Source organism: archaeon (genome assembly GCA_016432545.1).
Taxonomy (GTDB): domain Archaea; phylum Thermoproteota; class Nitrososphaeria; order Nitrososphaerales; family Gagatemarchaeaceae; genus UBA183.
This window is the reverse complement of sequence record CP066694.1, coordinates 1,136,336-1,150,494: the sequence shown is the minus strand read 5'-3', so window position 1 is coordinate 1,150,494 and position 14,159 is coordinate 1,136,336. Positions and strand designations below refer to the sequence as shown.

Sequence of the window (14,159 nt, the reverse complement as noted above, 5' to 3'; positions counted from 1 at the left end):
CCAGGAGTGAGCCCGGCCTTGCCTGACTTTAGCCCCCTGCTTCTTGGAGCCGCATTGGTGGGTACTATCCACATGTCAGCCCCCGACCACTGGGTCACCTTGATCGTCCTTGGAAGGACCTCAGGGTGGAGCCGGGGCAGGTTGCTCTTGGTCGCCCTTGCCACCGCAGTCGGGCACATCTCGCTCTCGATTCTCTTGGGGTTGGGCATAGTGATCTTTGGGCTGACACTGTCCGGGAGTGCCGCTTCCTACCTGGCCGAGGGGACAGGCCTGATCATGGTGATTGCCGGACTTGGTTATGCGGCCTTCGCCCTGAGGACGGGAAGGCCAGTCGACTACGAGAAGCTGGCAAAGGACGAGGCCCGGAGGATTGGGGGTTCGATCGGCAGCAGCGTCAGATACTTCGCTGTGCTGGGCGCCGCTCTGTCCCCTGACCTCAGCGCACTTCCGATCTTCCTCGTCGCGGTCCCGGTAGGGCTGGGCCTTGCGGTGGAGGTCTCGGTAGTCTTCGCCTTCTTTTCGATTGCTACTCTCTTGGTCTTGGTATCTGCAGGATCAGCGGGACTCTCGAAGGCCCTCGCGAGGGTTCCGCCGAAGTACAATGACGCGCTCGTGGGTCTGACTATCGCGGCGGTGGGAGTCTACCTGCTGGTTGCGGGTTGACTTGTGGGAGATGAATCATCCGCTCGCGGCCTTGCGGGCGAGCTGCGTCCCGCAGACCGGACAGACGGTCAGCTTGGGGTTGGTGTACTCCCTGCCGCAGCCGCGACAGTAGATCTTCCAGGTGATGTTCTTCCACTCGCCGCCCTTGAGAGAGGTCTGGGCAAGGGGTATCGAGAGGACCTCGGCAACGTTGCGGACTGCGAAGTCGTCGGTCACGAGGCTGGCGCCACCGTCCGCATGGACCATGTCGAGGGCAAGAGCGAGGAGGGAGACGTCAGTCTGCGAGAGGGCGCCGATGTCCCCGGTCTTGGCGGCAGTCGACTTGACCCGGGCGAGCGACTCGGGCGAGGGCTCTGTGACCTGTACGCGCGAATGGATGAGCGACGAACCCACGTTGTGGTGCCTTACCTCCTCGAGGACGAGGTAGGTCGTGAAGTATCGGCCGTTACCCTGGTAGGGAATGCCGGCATAGAACGCAGTGGAGTCGAGGACGTACGCAGGATCAGACAAGTAGTAGGATCATCAATCGCTCAGGGTTCTGGAGAATCAGCTGGGTCCGACATCGAGTCTTCTGTGGGAATGGTGTGAGTATGAGACATTTATTTAGTTGTCTGCGTCCGAACGGCTGTTCGGGCCCTGTCCGAACGACCTAGGTTAGAATTTGTTACCCGCACCACTGCTGGGAAAGGAGGAGGCCTGGAAGAGGAGGTTCAGGCTGCCGAGGATCGGCGTCCAGTTCGCGCATGGGAACCCGGACCGTGCGCTGGTGACTAGCAACCAGACTGGGATCTACGAACTCTATGCCTACGACCTCTCGGCCGACGTCCTCAGACAGGCGACGCGCAGGCCGTCAGGCACCGTCTACGGGATGATCTCCCCCGACGGGCGGCACATCTACTACATGGACGACAAGATGGGGAACGAGACCGGACACACAGTCCGCGTGCCCTTCGAGGGCGGGGATGTTGTCGACCTCACACCCAGCCTCCCGGACTATACACTGGTCGACCCATCTGTTGACGGAGTGGGTTCGCACCTCGGAGTCACGATACCCGGCCCCGACGGCTTTGATTCGTACATCGTCCCCATCGGAGGAGCGGGTCAGAAGCCGAGGATGATCAACAGGAGCAAGAAGGCTTCCTATGGCCCGACGTTCTCGCACGACGGAACGGTGTCCCTGATCACGTCTTCTGAGAAGTTCGGCGGCCTGGACTTCAACCTCATCTCCTACGACACGGCGACGGGCGACAAGCGTCTTGAGCTCGCCGACGACTCGAGCCGGATCGATGCGTCAGAGTTCTCTCCCATCCCGGGCGACGCAAGGGTCCTGGCGACGAGCAACGTGAGCGGGACGATGCGCCCCCTCGTCTGGGACGCCCTGAGCGGCAAGAGGACCGAGGTCGACCTCGGAGACCTCGGCGGCGACTTTCGGGCGATGGGGTGGTCGCCTGACGCCAAGAGGGTCCTACTATTGCAGACGGAGAAGGCGACGACCCGCCTGTGGATTAGCGACCTTGAGTCGGCGAAGGTGGAAAAGGTCGTGCATCCTGAGGGGACGATTGCCGCGGCCTGCTTTAGGGGAGACGACAGCGTCCTGCTCACCTGGCAGGACTCGACGAGCCCCACGAGGATCCTCAGGGTCGACCTGGCTTCCTCCGGCTCGGGCCCCAAACAGTTTCTCGTGCCTCAGGACGTCCCTGCTTCTAGCCAATGGCGCAACGCAACCTGCAGGTCTTCGGACGGTCAGGAGATACAGCTCTGGTACGCCACGCCGCCAGGGAAAGGGCCATTCCCTACGATCTTCGACACTCACGGAGGCCCGACGGGAGCCCAGTTCAACATTTTCTCTCCAAGGAGCCAAATCTGGCTCGACCATGGGTTCGCCTTCGCGACAACCAACTACAGGGGCTCCACGACCTTCGGAAAGGAGTTCGAGAAGAAGATCAACGGCGACCTCGGACACTGGGAGGTAGAGGACATGGTCGCGGCGCGGCAGTGGCTCGTCGACAACGGCATCGCTATGGCGGACAGGGTCTTCCTCACCGGCTGGTCGTATGGAGGCTACCTGACTCTGCATGCGATGGGCTTGCGACCGGAGCTCTGGGCGGGAGGGATGGGGGGAGTCGTGGTTGCCGACTGGGTCAGCGAGTTCGAGGACGAGCCGGAGGCGATGAGAGGCTACGATGTAGCCCTGCACGGCGGAACCCCTTCAGAGAAGATGGAGGCGTACGTGAAGGCCTCCCCAATAACCTACCTGGACAGGCTCGCGGCCCCTCTCCTGATAATCCAAGGGAAGAACGACGTGCGCGACCCGCCGCGGCAGGTGGAGCTCTACGAAGCGAAGGCCAAGAAGCTTGGCAAGGACGTGAAGGTGGTCTGGTTCGGCACCGGCCACGCAGGCTCCGGGGTGGACGTGGAACTCGCGATTGCACACCACGAGACCATGCTGCGATGGATGTACGATGTCATGGGCGCGATGTCCAAGGTCCCAGCGTAGCCCCCGGCGTATGGAGATGCGATTCAGAATCGGACGTGAATGAATTTAATTAGTTTACACAAAGAGCCACGCGCGTCCGTATTTTGAGCACTCGCCCTGCTGACCTCGGAAGCGTCAAGGAAGGAAGCTACATCGTCATCGACGGCGAACCGTGCAAGGTCGTGAGTCGCGAGCACTTCAAGCCTGGGAAGCACGGGAGCGCCAAGGTCCGACTCGTCGCGATTTCCATCTTCACCGGCTCCAAGAAGAGCTACGTCTCACCCGCCGAGTCGAGGGTCGACATCCCGATGATCGACAAGAGGTCCGGGCAGGTCACCTCGGTCTTGAATAATTCAGTCCAACTTATGGACTTGGAGACATTCGAGGTCTTCGAGACCCCAAAGCCGGTCGGCGAAGAGATGACAGAGCTCGGAGGCAACCTCTCGGCGGGGATGGAAGTAGAATACTGGCAGATGATGGGCCGCAACAAGATCATGCGGGTCAAGGGCGGAAGCTGAATCTAGCCGACCGTTCGAAGATCTCTATTTCAGGCCGACAGTCGCCACCGTCGCGAACGTAGTGAGGTCGCTGACCATCACTTCCTCCTGGGAGAACGTGTAGAGGTATCCTCCGATGACAAGGGTCCTGTCAACGACGAGGCCGTAGTCGGGCGAGGTGGCGTAGCTCTGGCCGGACGAGTATTGAGAGACCCTCCCCAGGAGGGTGAAGCCCGAGTGGGTCACCTTGAGCACGTAGACTCCCTGCCAGACCGGGTCGCCGTAGGGGGGCGGGCTGCCTGGGTAGCTGGTCACGTTCGCGTTGCTCGGGACCTGGTACAGGAGGACAGGCAGGATCGTGATGTTCCTCGAGTTGTCGAAGGTGAAAGCGAGGTGGTCGTTGAGGACCGGCGACTCTGTCCCGCGGTCGCCGATAAGGTACTTCTGGACCTGGGTCGAGGTCCCGTTGTCCAGGACCCTGAAGAGCGAGAGCTTGAGCCCGAGGTACCATGCGAAGCTGCCAGTCGAAGAGGGGACGGCGTCCTTCCCGACTCCGATTAGGTAGCCTCCGGGGAGCGGGTGCAAGTAGTCCGAGTAGCCGCTGACCTTGAGGGCGCTCAGGACCACGGGGCTCGTGGGGGTCTTGAAGGATATCGCGAAGAGCGGGTCTATCTGTTCGAAGGTGACCACGTACCCCATGTCGCCGACGAAGCGGACCGCATAGATGTTCTCCCCTGGCGCGAGGTTCCTGACGGCCGAGACTTGGGTCATGTTCTTGGTGAGCACATAGACATCGTTGCTACGGGTGTAGGCGCCGTCGACAACGGCGAACCTCCCGGTCGCCACTCGCAGGTAGCCAGAGTACTCGTCGAGGGAGAACTGGTTGAGGACTGTCCCCGGGATCGCGCCCGCCGCCTTGACCGCGATGGTCCCGTTGGAGTAGGAGGCCCTCACTATGGTGCTGTTCTGTCCGTTTTCGACGTTCCCTGGGGAGATGACGCCTCCGGTGTAGACGTCGCCTGGGATGTTGTCAGCGTACCACTCCTGGTAGTTGGTGTAGACCACGTAGATGTCTGATGTCGATACGTAGATCGTGGAGGAGGGCCCGGTCAGGACTGAGACCTTCGTGGTCGCGCCCGTGGCCATGCTCATGCTTACGATGAAGGTGTAGTAGCTGATCTGGGCCCTGTTCGGGGTGTAGTAGACGGAGCTCGGGGAGAGGGTCGACTTGGTCCCGTTCTCGATTACCCCGGGGAGGACCCCGGTGGAGTTGCCGCCGTTGTCGAACTGGTACGAGGGCTGCTGTATTACAGCGTACGCGTAACCCTGGGCCATGCGCGCGGCGACATAGCTCCCGGAGATGGACATGTTCTCGATCAGCCTGGGCGAAGCCAGGTCGGTCACGTTGTAGAGGAGGAGGCCCACGCTGCCGGCCGCGTAGTAGTAACTGGACTGGGACTGCTCGATGACGAGGAGGCGGCCGTCAGCCACCTCAAGCCCGATGATCGACGCCGAGTGGAGGGTGATCTTGGAGACCACGGCGGCCGACGAGGGAGGATACGCGTCCATGATTACCACCGCCGTGCCGTTGGAGACGAACAGGTGTGCGCCGTCCGTCTTCACCCTGTCAGGCTCGTCGACGCCCTGGACTTGGACGTTGGTCCCGGTGAACGAGACAGACTGTGTGGCGGCGAGGGTGGCAGTGCCTGAAAGCGCGACGAAGATTGGGACGGCACGGCCCCAGACTGGGCCTCCGAGCCAGGTCCCGCGCACGCTGTAGTCGTGGGCGCTCTTGGCGTTGGCCGCGACGAAGGCCTGGAGTTGGGCTTGACTCGTGAAAGTGCCGAGGCCCTGAGGGACCGCATCGGGGGTAGTCCCACTGAGCATAATCCTCTGCGAAGTTGAGAGTGATACTACGGCGACCCAGGCGGCCATCGTCAGGACTGCGAGGGTGAAAATCGCGGCTTCCCTGCGTCCCATGTCTTGCGCCTGGCCCGTCTGCATGGAAGGTAGGTAGGAGGACAGGTGATTAAAGGCCAGGGCGGCGAACGGGGCGTTCTGGGTGCCCGAACGCCGCAGAAGGCCCCGGGACTGAAAGCGCTCTATCGAAATTTTTCAACCACGTAGTTGGGTCCAACTCGTCAGATCAGGCACTTCATCCACGCCCTCCCGCCAGCGCCCGAGGTGCTAGCGGGGCCGCTGTATGAGGGCAAGTGCAAAGCGACGTACCCACCCACAATCCCGGGCTTGACGAGATAGAGAGAAGTCGAATCACTAGTAATCAGGCTCTTAGGCACCGAGATTGTGAATGTTGAGGCGCTCTTGAACATCCTGTAGCTAATGCCTTCAATGACAATGAACCCTTCCGTAGCGGTGGTTTCCGTCCCGTTACTGAAGAATGGAAGGGCCGTTATCACGTAGTTGTCTCCCGAGTTCGTCACGTTTACTCTCGGAACCAAGTAGCTTTGTGGGACCAGCGAACCGTCAGTTCCGACCGGCACCTCCAATGTTGTCGCCCCTCCCCCGGGCACCAACCCTGCATAATTCAGGACCCCCGCAGTATCGACATAGCTCCGCACTGTGACGAGATATGGAACTGTCCCATTACCGCCCACAGTCATCAGTCGGCTAGAGTATGCCGTGGGTGCCGCAGCGTTCTCAGCCAGATAAGCGTAGTAGGAGTCTGCGAGCTCGACAAGTGTTCCTGAAGGACTGTTGAACACCGTAGCTCCAGAGGACTCGTTGTACCCGAGGACGATTTTGTGGGCAGAGTCGTAATACGTCGGCACTATGATGGTGTTATCCGGGTCGATTTTGGCTGTGACGAAGTCAAGTGAAGTTCGAAGGAGAACATAGAACCAATTGTTGTTTAGGTCTGTGAATACGTCTCCAAGAAGATCTATGATGAAGTCGAAGACGGAAAACGCGAGTTGGACGAATTTTGCGATTGCTAGGGCTCCGAATACTACGAACCCAACAAAGTCGATTACCGGTATTCCCTGAGAAGCTATCAGAAGGAGGAGATACGCGGACAACTCTTGATAGTCTTTGTAGATGTTAAGAAGGGCCAGCAGCATGCCAGAAGCTTCCAGAACAGTCCCTATCGTTTGGGCCAAGTGATAGATGTCTAACAAGGCATAGGCAGAGAGACTGCCGATGGATGACAAACTCGACGTCACGATAGTGAAGGTCGTATCTCCGGTGGCAACCGCCGCGTTCAAGGCATCCTTGAGCGCAGAAATCAGCTCGGATGGATTGTGCTTTAGTGCAAATTCGAGGGTCGAAAGGGCCGCGCCAACTACGTCACCAACGTGCTGGGGCGTCAAGGCCTCCCCGATCGGTATGCTTGACGTAATCAGCAAGTTGATGCTTCCGTCCTGCGTCGTCCGGATCATCGCATTCCCCCCGAAGAGTGCGGGAGAGAGGTTAGATGGGAATCCAAACTCGTATGTCTGTTGTGGGTAATTGGTCCCGAACATCGTGTCGACGATGCCCACCATAGGGATGTGAATCAGCATCGCGTAAGATGGTTTGTACTGAGCGGGAATAGACACTGAGAAGTAGTCCGACAACGCCTGATCAAACCCTACGCCCGAAGACGAGGACGGTTGGAGCATGTATACGGTGACGGGGTTCTGTGTGAATGCGTCGGTGATAGATGTAGACCCTAGCGTAACAGTGCTCAGAGTGTTCTGTGTCACCGTTATTCGGCTGTCAAGCATCCAGTTGCTCAATTGAGCAGAATCGAATGTTATCGGCTGATTGACATTAGCGCCATTGACGGTTACTGTTCCTGTCGAAGGGGATGGGATGTAGCCGGCCACACTTCCTACGGTGAAGGAATACTGTCCGTTGGGCATCGTGTAGAACGATACGCTGTTCGCCGTCCCCCCTTGTGTAATCCCGTTGAAGGTCACTTGCCACTGGGTGCCTGATGGCAACCCGCTTTCTGTGAAAGTAACCGTGTACACCCGCGTGAACGTTATCGGTTGGTTGACGTTAGCGCCATTGACGGTTACTGTCCCTGTCGAAGGGGACCCAGTGTACCCGCCTGGAATCGGCGAAGCGAGAGACCATGCGTATTGGCCATTAGACACACTTGTGAAGGTGATTGTGCTAGTCGTCTGGAACTGGGTCTGGCCGTTGAAGGTGACACCCCAGGAGGTCCCCGAAGCGAGCCCCGACTCGGTGAATGTGACTGAAGAGGAGGACGGGGGCACAGTCAAGGAGACTGTGTTCGAATTTGAAGAAGAGGGATACGACGGCCCACCGCAACTTGAACAAACGTCAGTGGTGACCACATAGAAGCTGTAGGTGCTGCCTGGCACGCCTGACACAGTGACTCCAAGCTGGGACACGGTGGAACTAGACCAGATTAGAGAATAGCCGCCTCCATTCACTGACATGTATACTGCGTAGGACGAGAAAGCGAGAATACCACCGTAGTGAGCGTTATTGGTCCACGACAGTTGGATATTGGATCCAGACAGACTATACGAGAGGGTAGCAGTTCTCGGGAAGGTCACCCCGACAGTGTTTGAGTTCTGTGATCCAAGGCAATCGGTGTCAACTATTCGATAGTACTGGAAAGTGTTGGGAGTTCTACCATTCTGGAAGAAACTCACTTGAGACGTCTGGGAAATCGTAGAAGCAAGGATCCAGTTTACGCCGTCTGTGGAGTATTGAACCTTGTAGGAGGTGAAACAGAAGTCCTGTGTCCCCGTCCAAGCAAGAGCGGCGGCAACAGGTGAGAATCCGGGCACTGAGAGGGAAACCGTTGTAGCGGCCTCCACCATTCTCACAGGGATGATGATCGGTAGTCCCCCAACCACAATTAGCGAGATTATCAAGATGGTTACGGGTTTGAGTGTTGCCAGTGATATCCCCCCGCCTTGATGCGATTCTGGAGTACATAGAGGAATGCCTGAGTGGGTTTCTTCCTTCCCTCCTAATTTTGATTGAATGAGTTGGGAGGGAATGTCCAAATCAATGAGTCAAGGTCTTCCAAGAGGAGGCAGACAGACGAGAGGCCGTCGTCAAACTCCCATCGATGGCCGACTTTCAAAGTCGACCACTTAATCCTCCTCAGGTTTGACTCCCGGCTTCCACTAGAGTCTTCTCTTCAAACCCATGGGAGGTCTGACAAAGACTTCCATGCCCTTGAGCGCTCTATCGGTGGTTTGGCTCTTCATCGATCGACTCAGACGGCTCTTCCCTAAATCCGCTTCATCTAGAGCAGGCAGACGCCGGCCGGTTCAGATTTAGCCCTTGCGTCATGCCTTGTCGGCCAGGCGGGCCTTTGATATCCTCAGCCATCCCCCGTCTCCCCTCCAGTCCTTGGAGGACTCCTCGACTACGACCTTGCGCTTGAACAGAGGACAGTCGAGGACGAAGGTCTCCCCTTCCCCGCCCTCGAGGCCCACGTTGAACCTGTACTTCCTTCCCAGCGCGACGAGCTCCTCGATGGCGGCATCGTCGATGACCCTCCCCAGCCAGCTTTCGTCCAGGCCGAGCGCCGAGACCCCGACGAGCATCGCCTCGAAGCCGTCCCTGACCAGGCGCCGGAGGTGCGCCTCGGGGTCGACCCCCCAGAGCGGGGAGATGCACTGAAGGCCCAGGTCGGCGCAGATCTTTTCCACCCTGCTCTTCTGGTAGACGCTCGCGAGGGCCCCGGTGCAGATCCCTTCCAGTCGGAACCTCCCCTTGGCGGTCGCAAGGGCCCTCCTTAGATCAGAGAGCTCCTCCTCCTTGACCCCGGGGGTCTCGTCGACGACCTGCGGCACTCCCATGGACTCGGCCTGCAGCGAAGTCCACTGGAGGTCGGGGTAGTGGAACATGTAGGAGGAATCGGACTTTGGGAAGATGGTGATCAGACAGGCGAGTTGGTCGCTCCTCGAGGCGAGCCAGGCCGCGTAGGTCGAGTCCTTGCCGCCGGAGAAGAGCGCCCCGACCTTCATGAGAGGACGCCGTCCGCCTCAAGATAATAAATACCCGAAGGCTCGGAAAAGTTTGAGATGCTGGATTCGCTGAGAGAGGGCCTCCAGGCCGCGGTCAAGAAGCTGGTCGGCGCCAACGCTGTGGACGAGAAGTCCGTCAAGGAATTCATCCGCGACCTCCAGAGGGCGCTCATCCAGTCGGACGTCAACGTGAGGATGGCCCTCGAGGTGACGGAGAGGGTCCAGAAGAGGGCCCTCGAGGAGAAGCCGCCGGCCGGGGTCACCAAGAAGGACCAGGTCGTCTCCGTGCTCTACGAGGAGCTCGCGCGCCTGCTCGGGGGAGAAGGGGGCCTCCAGCTGGACAAGGCGAAGGCGAGCGTCATAGTGATGCTCGGGGTCCAGGGCTCTGGGAAGACGACGACCACGGCGAAGCTGGCTCGCCTCTACACGAAGAGGGGATTCAAGGTCGGGGTTGTCGCTGCCGACACCTTCAGGCCAGGCGCGGTCGCGCAGCTGAAGACCATCGCGACGGCCGCAGGGGCAGAGGTCTTCAGCGACGAGAAGCAGAAGGACTCGGTCAAGGTCGCGAAGGAGGGCAAGAAGCACTTCGAGGGCACCAAGAACCTGGTGATCATCGACACGGCGGGGAGGCACAAGGAGGAGAAGGCCCTCCTCCAGGAGATGAAGGAGGTCGTGGGCGCGGTCAAGCCGGACGCGACCATCCTTGTGATAGACGGGACGATCGGGCAGCAGGCCCTCAGTCAGGCCTCGGCCTTCCACCAGGCAGCTCCGGTGGGAGGGATCGTCGTGACCAAGCTGGACGGGGCCGCGAAGGGCGGGGGGGCACTGGCCGCAGCCGCGGCGACTGGGGCCAAAGTCTTCTTCATCGGGACAGGGGAGAGAATGGACGACCTCGAGGAGTTCGCGCCCACGAGGTTCGTGGGGAGGCTGCTGGGGATGGGCGACCTGAGGGCCCTGATGGACCTCGTCAAGCAGGCCGAGGTGGACGTCGACGAGAAGAGGGTCCAGAGGATGATGTCCGGGAAGTTGACGATGGACGACCTGATGTACCAGTTCGACCAGATGAAGAAGTTCGGGTCGCTCAAGAAAGTCCTGGAGCACATCCCGGGGATCTCGGGGACTGTCAAGTCGGAGGACTTGGACAAGGCCGAGGACAGGGTCAAGGTCTACCGGTCGATCATACAATCGATGACTGGCGACGAGAAGGGGGACCCGGACAGCATCAACTCGGCCAGGCTCAAGAGGATAGCTAGGGGCTCGGGGAGGAGTGAGAAGGACGTCCGCGAGCTGCTCTCCAGGTACAAGCAGATGAAGTCCCTGGTCAAGACGAGCAAGGGCCGCGAGTTCAGGCAGCTGATGCGCCGGATGGGTGACCAGTAGCCTGCCCGGAGCGCTGCAGGTCTACAAGCTCTGCGAGCGGTGCGCGCTGAGGCAGCCTCTGAGGCCGGAGGCCTTCGAGGTCGTGGAGGGGGGAGCGTGCTACGTGTGCGGCGGGCTGCTCGACCTGATACCCGGGATGGGGAAGAAAGCCGCTCGTCTGGTGAAGCGCCACGACTTCCGGACCTTCGCGGTCGGGGTCTCGATGCCCGAGGGGGTCCAGGAGAGGGAGGACGAGCTGAGGTCAGACCTCAAGCTCAAGGGGACGGAGACGATCAAGACCCAGGCCTCGAACGAGATAGCGCGCATCCTGGCCTCGGCGACCCGGAGGCGGGTAGAGAAGATGCGCCCCGACGTGACGGTGCTTGCCGATTTTGGCTCGGGCGAGCCCTCGGCCACCTCAAGGCCGGTCTACTTCTACGGGCGGTACTCGAAGCCGGCCAAGGTCTCCCAGAGGAGGGAGCTCTGCCGCCACTGCTCGGGGGCCGGATGTCCGAAGTGCAGGATGACGGGGCTTCAGAAGAGGCCCAGCGTGGAGGGAGAGGTCGGGAAGAAGCTGGGCGGGTATTGTGGGAGCGAGAAGGTAGTCTTCACCTGGCTGGGGAGCGAGGACAGGGAGAGCAAGGTCCTTTCCCCTGGGCGCCCCTTCGTCGCCGAAGTGAAGAACCCGGTCAAGAGGAAGGTGCCCAGGAAGTTCACGGCGAGGTTCAGGGGCGGGCAGGTCGCGGTCTCCTCGGGGAGGATGCTGAAGTCCAAGCCCGTCGGGCTCCCCAAGTTCAGGTTCGTGACCAGGATCTGGTGCAGGGCCTCCTCCAAGCTGGAGCCCGAGCGTGTCTCTGAGCTCAGGAGGGCCTTCAGGAGGGCCGAGGTGGAGTTCGACAGACCCCACGACCGTCCGACCGTGAAGAGGGTCTACAGGGCAAAGGGGCAGGCGGAGGGAAGGAGCCTGGTAGTCGAGGCAGAGATGGACGGAGGGCTCCCGGTCAAGAGGTTCGTGAGCGGAGAGCTCGTCTCGCCGTCGGTCTCTGAGGTTCTGGGCGTGAGGGTCTTCTGCAAGAATTTCGACATCCTGCGCGTCACTCAGATTGGGGCCCTCAAGTTCTGATGAGACGAGGGCAAGGAGGCCCTTTCCATGCGGAGAGGTTAAGAACAGAGGGGCAAGGGGAGGTTTCGTATGCCAAAGTCCCACGGGTACCGCAGGAGGACTAGGTCTCTGCTGAAGTCCTCGGGCAAGAGGGGCCTGAGCAACCTCCTCGTAGAGTACTCGCCGAAGGACAGGGTGGTCATCAAGATCGACCCGGCACAGGTCAAGGGGATGCCGCACAGGAGGTTCAACGGATTGGTTGGGACCGTCAAGCGGGTGGGCAGGCGGGCCGTGACCCTCGAAGTGCCGGTGGGGAACAAGGTGAAGGAGCTCACAGCTAGGAAAGAGCACGTCGTCCGGATGGAGGCGAGCTGATGTCCGAGAAGGCTGTCAAGAAGCTCCTGACGATCCCGGAGGCCAACCAGATGCTCCAGAAGGTCGATGTCGAGAAGGCAGACCAGATCCAGAAGAGGACACTGGACTACACGAGCAAGTTCTCCAAGGTCGAGTTCGACGGCGTCAAGAAGCTCCGCAAAGAGCTGGAGACAGACTGCGGGCTCAGCGAAGAGGAGTCTGTGGAGCTGATCAACATAATGCCAAAGTCGATCGAAGAGCTGAGGACCTTCACGTCAGGGTGGAGGAAGCTGCTCTCGACCGAAACGCTCGAGAAGATCCTGAAGATCCTCCACTCGAAGTAGCGACGCCCAATCGTTAAATAGGAACGAGCCCATTTTCTCCACTAAGGGTACGAAGGGAGAGAAGTTGAAGATCCAAGGTTTCTTCCGCGTAGAGGGCCCCCGCCCCAACTAGGCCTGCCGCGAGGGGTGCCGGTTCTGGGAATTGATCACCGTAGACAAGAAGTATGAGGAATTCGCCTATGTCCTAGACTACATGCCGCGCGGCAAGTCGGTGGTCATCAAGGGGAGGGAGGGCCCGATGGTCCAGGCGATAGGGGAGGACAGGCTGACCCTGCTGGAGCTCCTCGCGATGGAGAACAAGGACTTCGAGGTCGGAGAGAAGGTCAAGATCGGGAAGGAGGGGCGCGATAAGGTGGTCAGCGTCCTGGGGAAGCTGGCCTACGAAGAGCTGACGCCGGAGTCCAGGGGCTCCCTGTCGGGAGTGGTGGAAGGGATAGTCAGGGCCAACGAGCAGAAGTATGTGGCGTACTTCAACGACCTCCAGCCGCTGACTCCCCGCCTGCACGGCCTGGAGCTTATACCCGGAATCGGTAAGACATTCATGAAGGAGATCGTGGAAATGAGAGAGAAGGAGCCCTTCGCGAGCTTCGAAGACATCCAGAAGCGGGTCGGGCTCAGGGAGCCGGCCAAGATGATTGCGAAGCGGGTCGAGGAGGAGCTCTCGGGCGACTCGAGGGTCAGCATCTTCGTCAAGAGATGAAGCGGCGCAGGCTCGGGCAGCACTACCTGACCGACCCAGAGGTCGTGCGGAGGATTCTCGAGGCCGCGGACATCAGCCCCGGGGAGCGCGTCCTCGAGATCGGGACGGGGCGGGGGGTCCTCACCAAGGAGCTGGCCAGGGCGGGGTCCTCGTTCGAGGGGTACGAGATAGACCGGGGGAACTACGGTGCGACTCTCGAGGCCCTCGGGGGCTCATGTCCCGGACTGCACTTCGGAGATGCGTTCAAGGGCGGGCCGAGATTCGAGGTCCTCGTCTCAAGCCTTCCCTACTCGGAGTCGGCGACATTCGTGGAGTGGCTCGCGGGGATGGCCTACGATAGGGCTCTGGTCCTCCTTCAAGAGGACTTTGTCGGAAAGATCAGGGCGCCGCCCGGGTCGAGGGACTACAGGGCTGTCTCTGTGATTTCGCAGCTCTCCACGGAGTCAGAGACCCTCTCGAAGGTGCGCAGGTCGGCCTTCAGCCCGCCTCCGAGGGTCAGCTCTGTCCTAGTCAGGTTCAGGCCCAGGTCGGAGGTCGGGAAGGAAGAGGCATTGAGGATCAAGAAGCTCTTCTCCCTCAGGAGGAGGGAGGTCCGCTCCGCGCTCGCCGAGCTGGGGATGCGGGGCCCGGGGTTCGGCCGGAGGAGGGTGTACTCGCTGACTCCTCTCGAGGTCCGCGATCTCTGCTCGGCGTGAGAGATTTATCCC

Annotated in this window: 13 protein-coding genes; 9 read left to right on the top strand and 4 right to left on the bottom strand. The window is 60.3% G+C overall.

Translation table 11 applies throughout. From position 1 onward, the window contains the following. The first annotated feature begins 18 nt into the window (after nucleotides 1–18). A complete protein-coding gene (locus HY247_06410; GenBank protein ID QQG48375.1) occupies nucleotides 19–663 on the top strand; it encodes a hypothetical protein in 645 nt (214 codons plus the stop codon). A 15-nt stretch (nucleotides 664–678) separates the two neighbouring features. Here HY247_06410 and HY247_06405 read toward each other — a convergent pair whose 3' ends face one another. Continuing rightward, the gene (locus tag HY247_06405; GenBank protein ID QQG48374.1) at nucleotides 679–1,173 is read right to left on the bottom strand and encodes an NOB1 family endonuclease; all 495 of its coding nucleotides are present in this window, start codon (nucleotides 1,171–1,173) and stop codon (nucleotides 679–681) included. A 151-nt stretch (nucleotides 1,174–1,324) separates the two neighbouring features. Between HY247_06405 and HY247_06400 the strand changes: the two genes are divergently transcribed. Together HY247_06400 and HY247_06395 are read left to right on the top strand one after the other, a co-directional pair. Further along, a complete protein-coding gene (locus HY247_06400; protein ID QQG48373.1) occupies nucleotides 1,325–3,160 on the top strand; it encodes a S9 family peptidase in 1,836 nt (611 codons plus the stop codon). Between the two features lie 83 nt (nucleotides 3,161–3,243). Continuing rightward, entirely contained in the window at nucleotides 3,244–3,657 is a 414-nt protein-coding gene (locus tag HY247_06395) for a translation initiation factor IF-5A (GenBank protein ID QQG48372.1), read from the top strand. A gap of 24 nt (nucleotides 3,658–3,681) precedes the next feature. Here the strand turns inward: HY247_06395 and HY247_06390 are convergent, their stop codons facing one another. The 3 genes from HY247_06390 to HY247_06380 form a co-directional block, all read right to left on the bottom strand. Further along, nucleotides 3,682–5,640 carry a beta-propeller domain-containing protein gene (locus HY247_06390; protein ID QQG48371.1) on the bottom strand — a complete coding sequence of 653 codons (1,959 nt, stop codon included), beginning with the start codon at nucleotides 5,638–5,640 and terminating at the stop codon, nucleotides 3,682–3,684. Between the two features lie 137 nt (nucleotides 5,641–5,777). Further along, nucleotides 5,778–7,994: a hypothetical protein gene (locus HY247_06385; GenBank protein ID QQG48370.1), complete on the bottom strand. Its 2,217-nt coding sequence runs from the start codon at nucleotides 7,992–7,994 to the stop codon at nucleotides 5,778–5,780. Between the two features lie 915 nt (nucleotides 7,995–8,909). Next, the gene (locus HY247_06380; GenBank protein QQG48369.1) at nucleotides 8,910–9,593 is read right to left on the bottom strand and encodes a diphthine--ammonia ligase; all 684 of its coding nucleotides are present in this window, start codon (nucleotides 9,591–9,593) and stop codon (nucleotides 8,910–8,912) included. Nucleotides 9,594–9,650: 57 nt separating this feature from the next. On the opposite strand from HY247_06380, the gene ffh reads away from it, so the two are divergent. From ffh to HY247_06350, 6 genes are all read left to right on the top strand, one after another. Further along, the gene (gene ffh, locus HY247_06375; protein QQG48368.1) at nucleotides 9,651–10,973 is read left to right on the top strand and encodes a signal recognition particle protein; all 1,323 of its coding nucleotides are present in this window, start codon (nucleotides 9,651–9,653) and stop codon (nucleotides 10,971–10,973) included. Further along, entirely contained in the window at nucleotides 10,963–12,075 is a 1,113-nt protein-coding gene (locus HY247_06370; GenBank protein ID QQG48367.1) for a hypothetical protein, read from the top strand. Before ffh ends, HY247_06370 begins: the two co-directional genes overlap by 11 nt. A 69-nt stretch (nucleotides 12,076–12,144) precedes the next feature. After that, nucleotides 12,145–12,429, top strand: coding sequence for a 50S ribosomal protein L21 (locus tag HY247_06365; protein ID QQG48366.1), 285 nt, complete (start codon nucleotides 12,145–12,147; stop codon nucleotides 12,427–12,429). Then, nucleotides 12,429–12,752, top strand: coding sequence for an RNA polymerase Rpb4 (locus HY247_06360; GenBank protein ID QQG48365.1), 324 nt, complete (start codon nucleotides 12,429–12,431; stop codon nucleotides 12,750–12,752). Before HY247_06365 ends, HY247_06360 begins: the two co-directional genes overlap by 1 nt. A gap of 193 nt (nucleotides 12,753–12,945) precedes the next feature. Beyond that, the gene (locus tag HY247_06355) at nucleotides 12,946–13,452 is read left to right on the top strand and encodes a DUF655 domain-containing protein (protein QQG49580.1); all 507 of its coding nucleotides are present in this window, start codon (nucleotides 12,946–12,948) and stop codon (nucleotides 13,450–13,452) included. Next, the gene (locus HY247_06350; protein ID QQG48364.1) at nucleotides 13,449–14,147 is read left to right on the top strand and encodes a hypothetical protein; all 699 of its coding nucleotides are present in this window, start codon (nucleotides 13,449–13,451) and stop codon (nucleotides 14,145–14,147) included. Before HY247_06355 ends, HY247_06350 begins: the two co-directional genes overlap by 4 nt. Nucleotides 14,148–14,159 lie beyond the last annotated feature (12 nt).

Coding starts and splice junctions, on each gene's coding strand:
- HY247_06390 (QQG48371.1), bottom strand. CDS start 5,640: ATGCAGACGGGCCAGGCGCAAGACATGGGACGCAGGGAAGCCGCGATT.
- HY247_06380 (QQG48369.1), bottom strand. CDS start 9,593: ATGAAGGTCGGGGCGCTCTTCTCCGGCGGCAAGGACTCGACCTACGCG.
- ffh (QQG48368.1), top strand. CDS start 9,651: ATGCTGGATTCGCTGAGAGAGGGCCTCCAGGCCGCGGTCAAGAAGCTG.
- HY247_06365 (QQG48366.1), top strand. CDS start 12,145: ATGCCAAAGTCCCACGGGTACCGCAGGAGGACTAGGTCTCTGCTGAAG.
- HY247_06360 (QQG48365.1), top strand. CDS start 12,429: ATGTCCGAGAAGGCTGTCAAGAAGCTCCTGACGATCCCGGAGGCCAAC.
- HY247_06355 (QQG49580.1), top strand. CDS start 12,946: ATGCCGCGCGGCAAGTCGGTGGTCATCAAGGGGAGGGAGGGCCCGATG.
- HY247_06350 (QQG48364.1), top strand. CDS start 13,449: ATGAAGCGGCGCAGGCTCGGGCAGCACTACCTGACCGACCCAGAGGTC.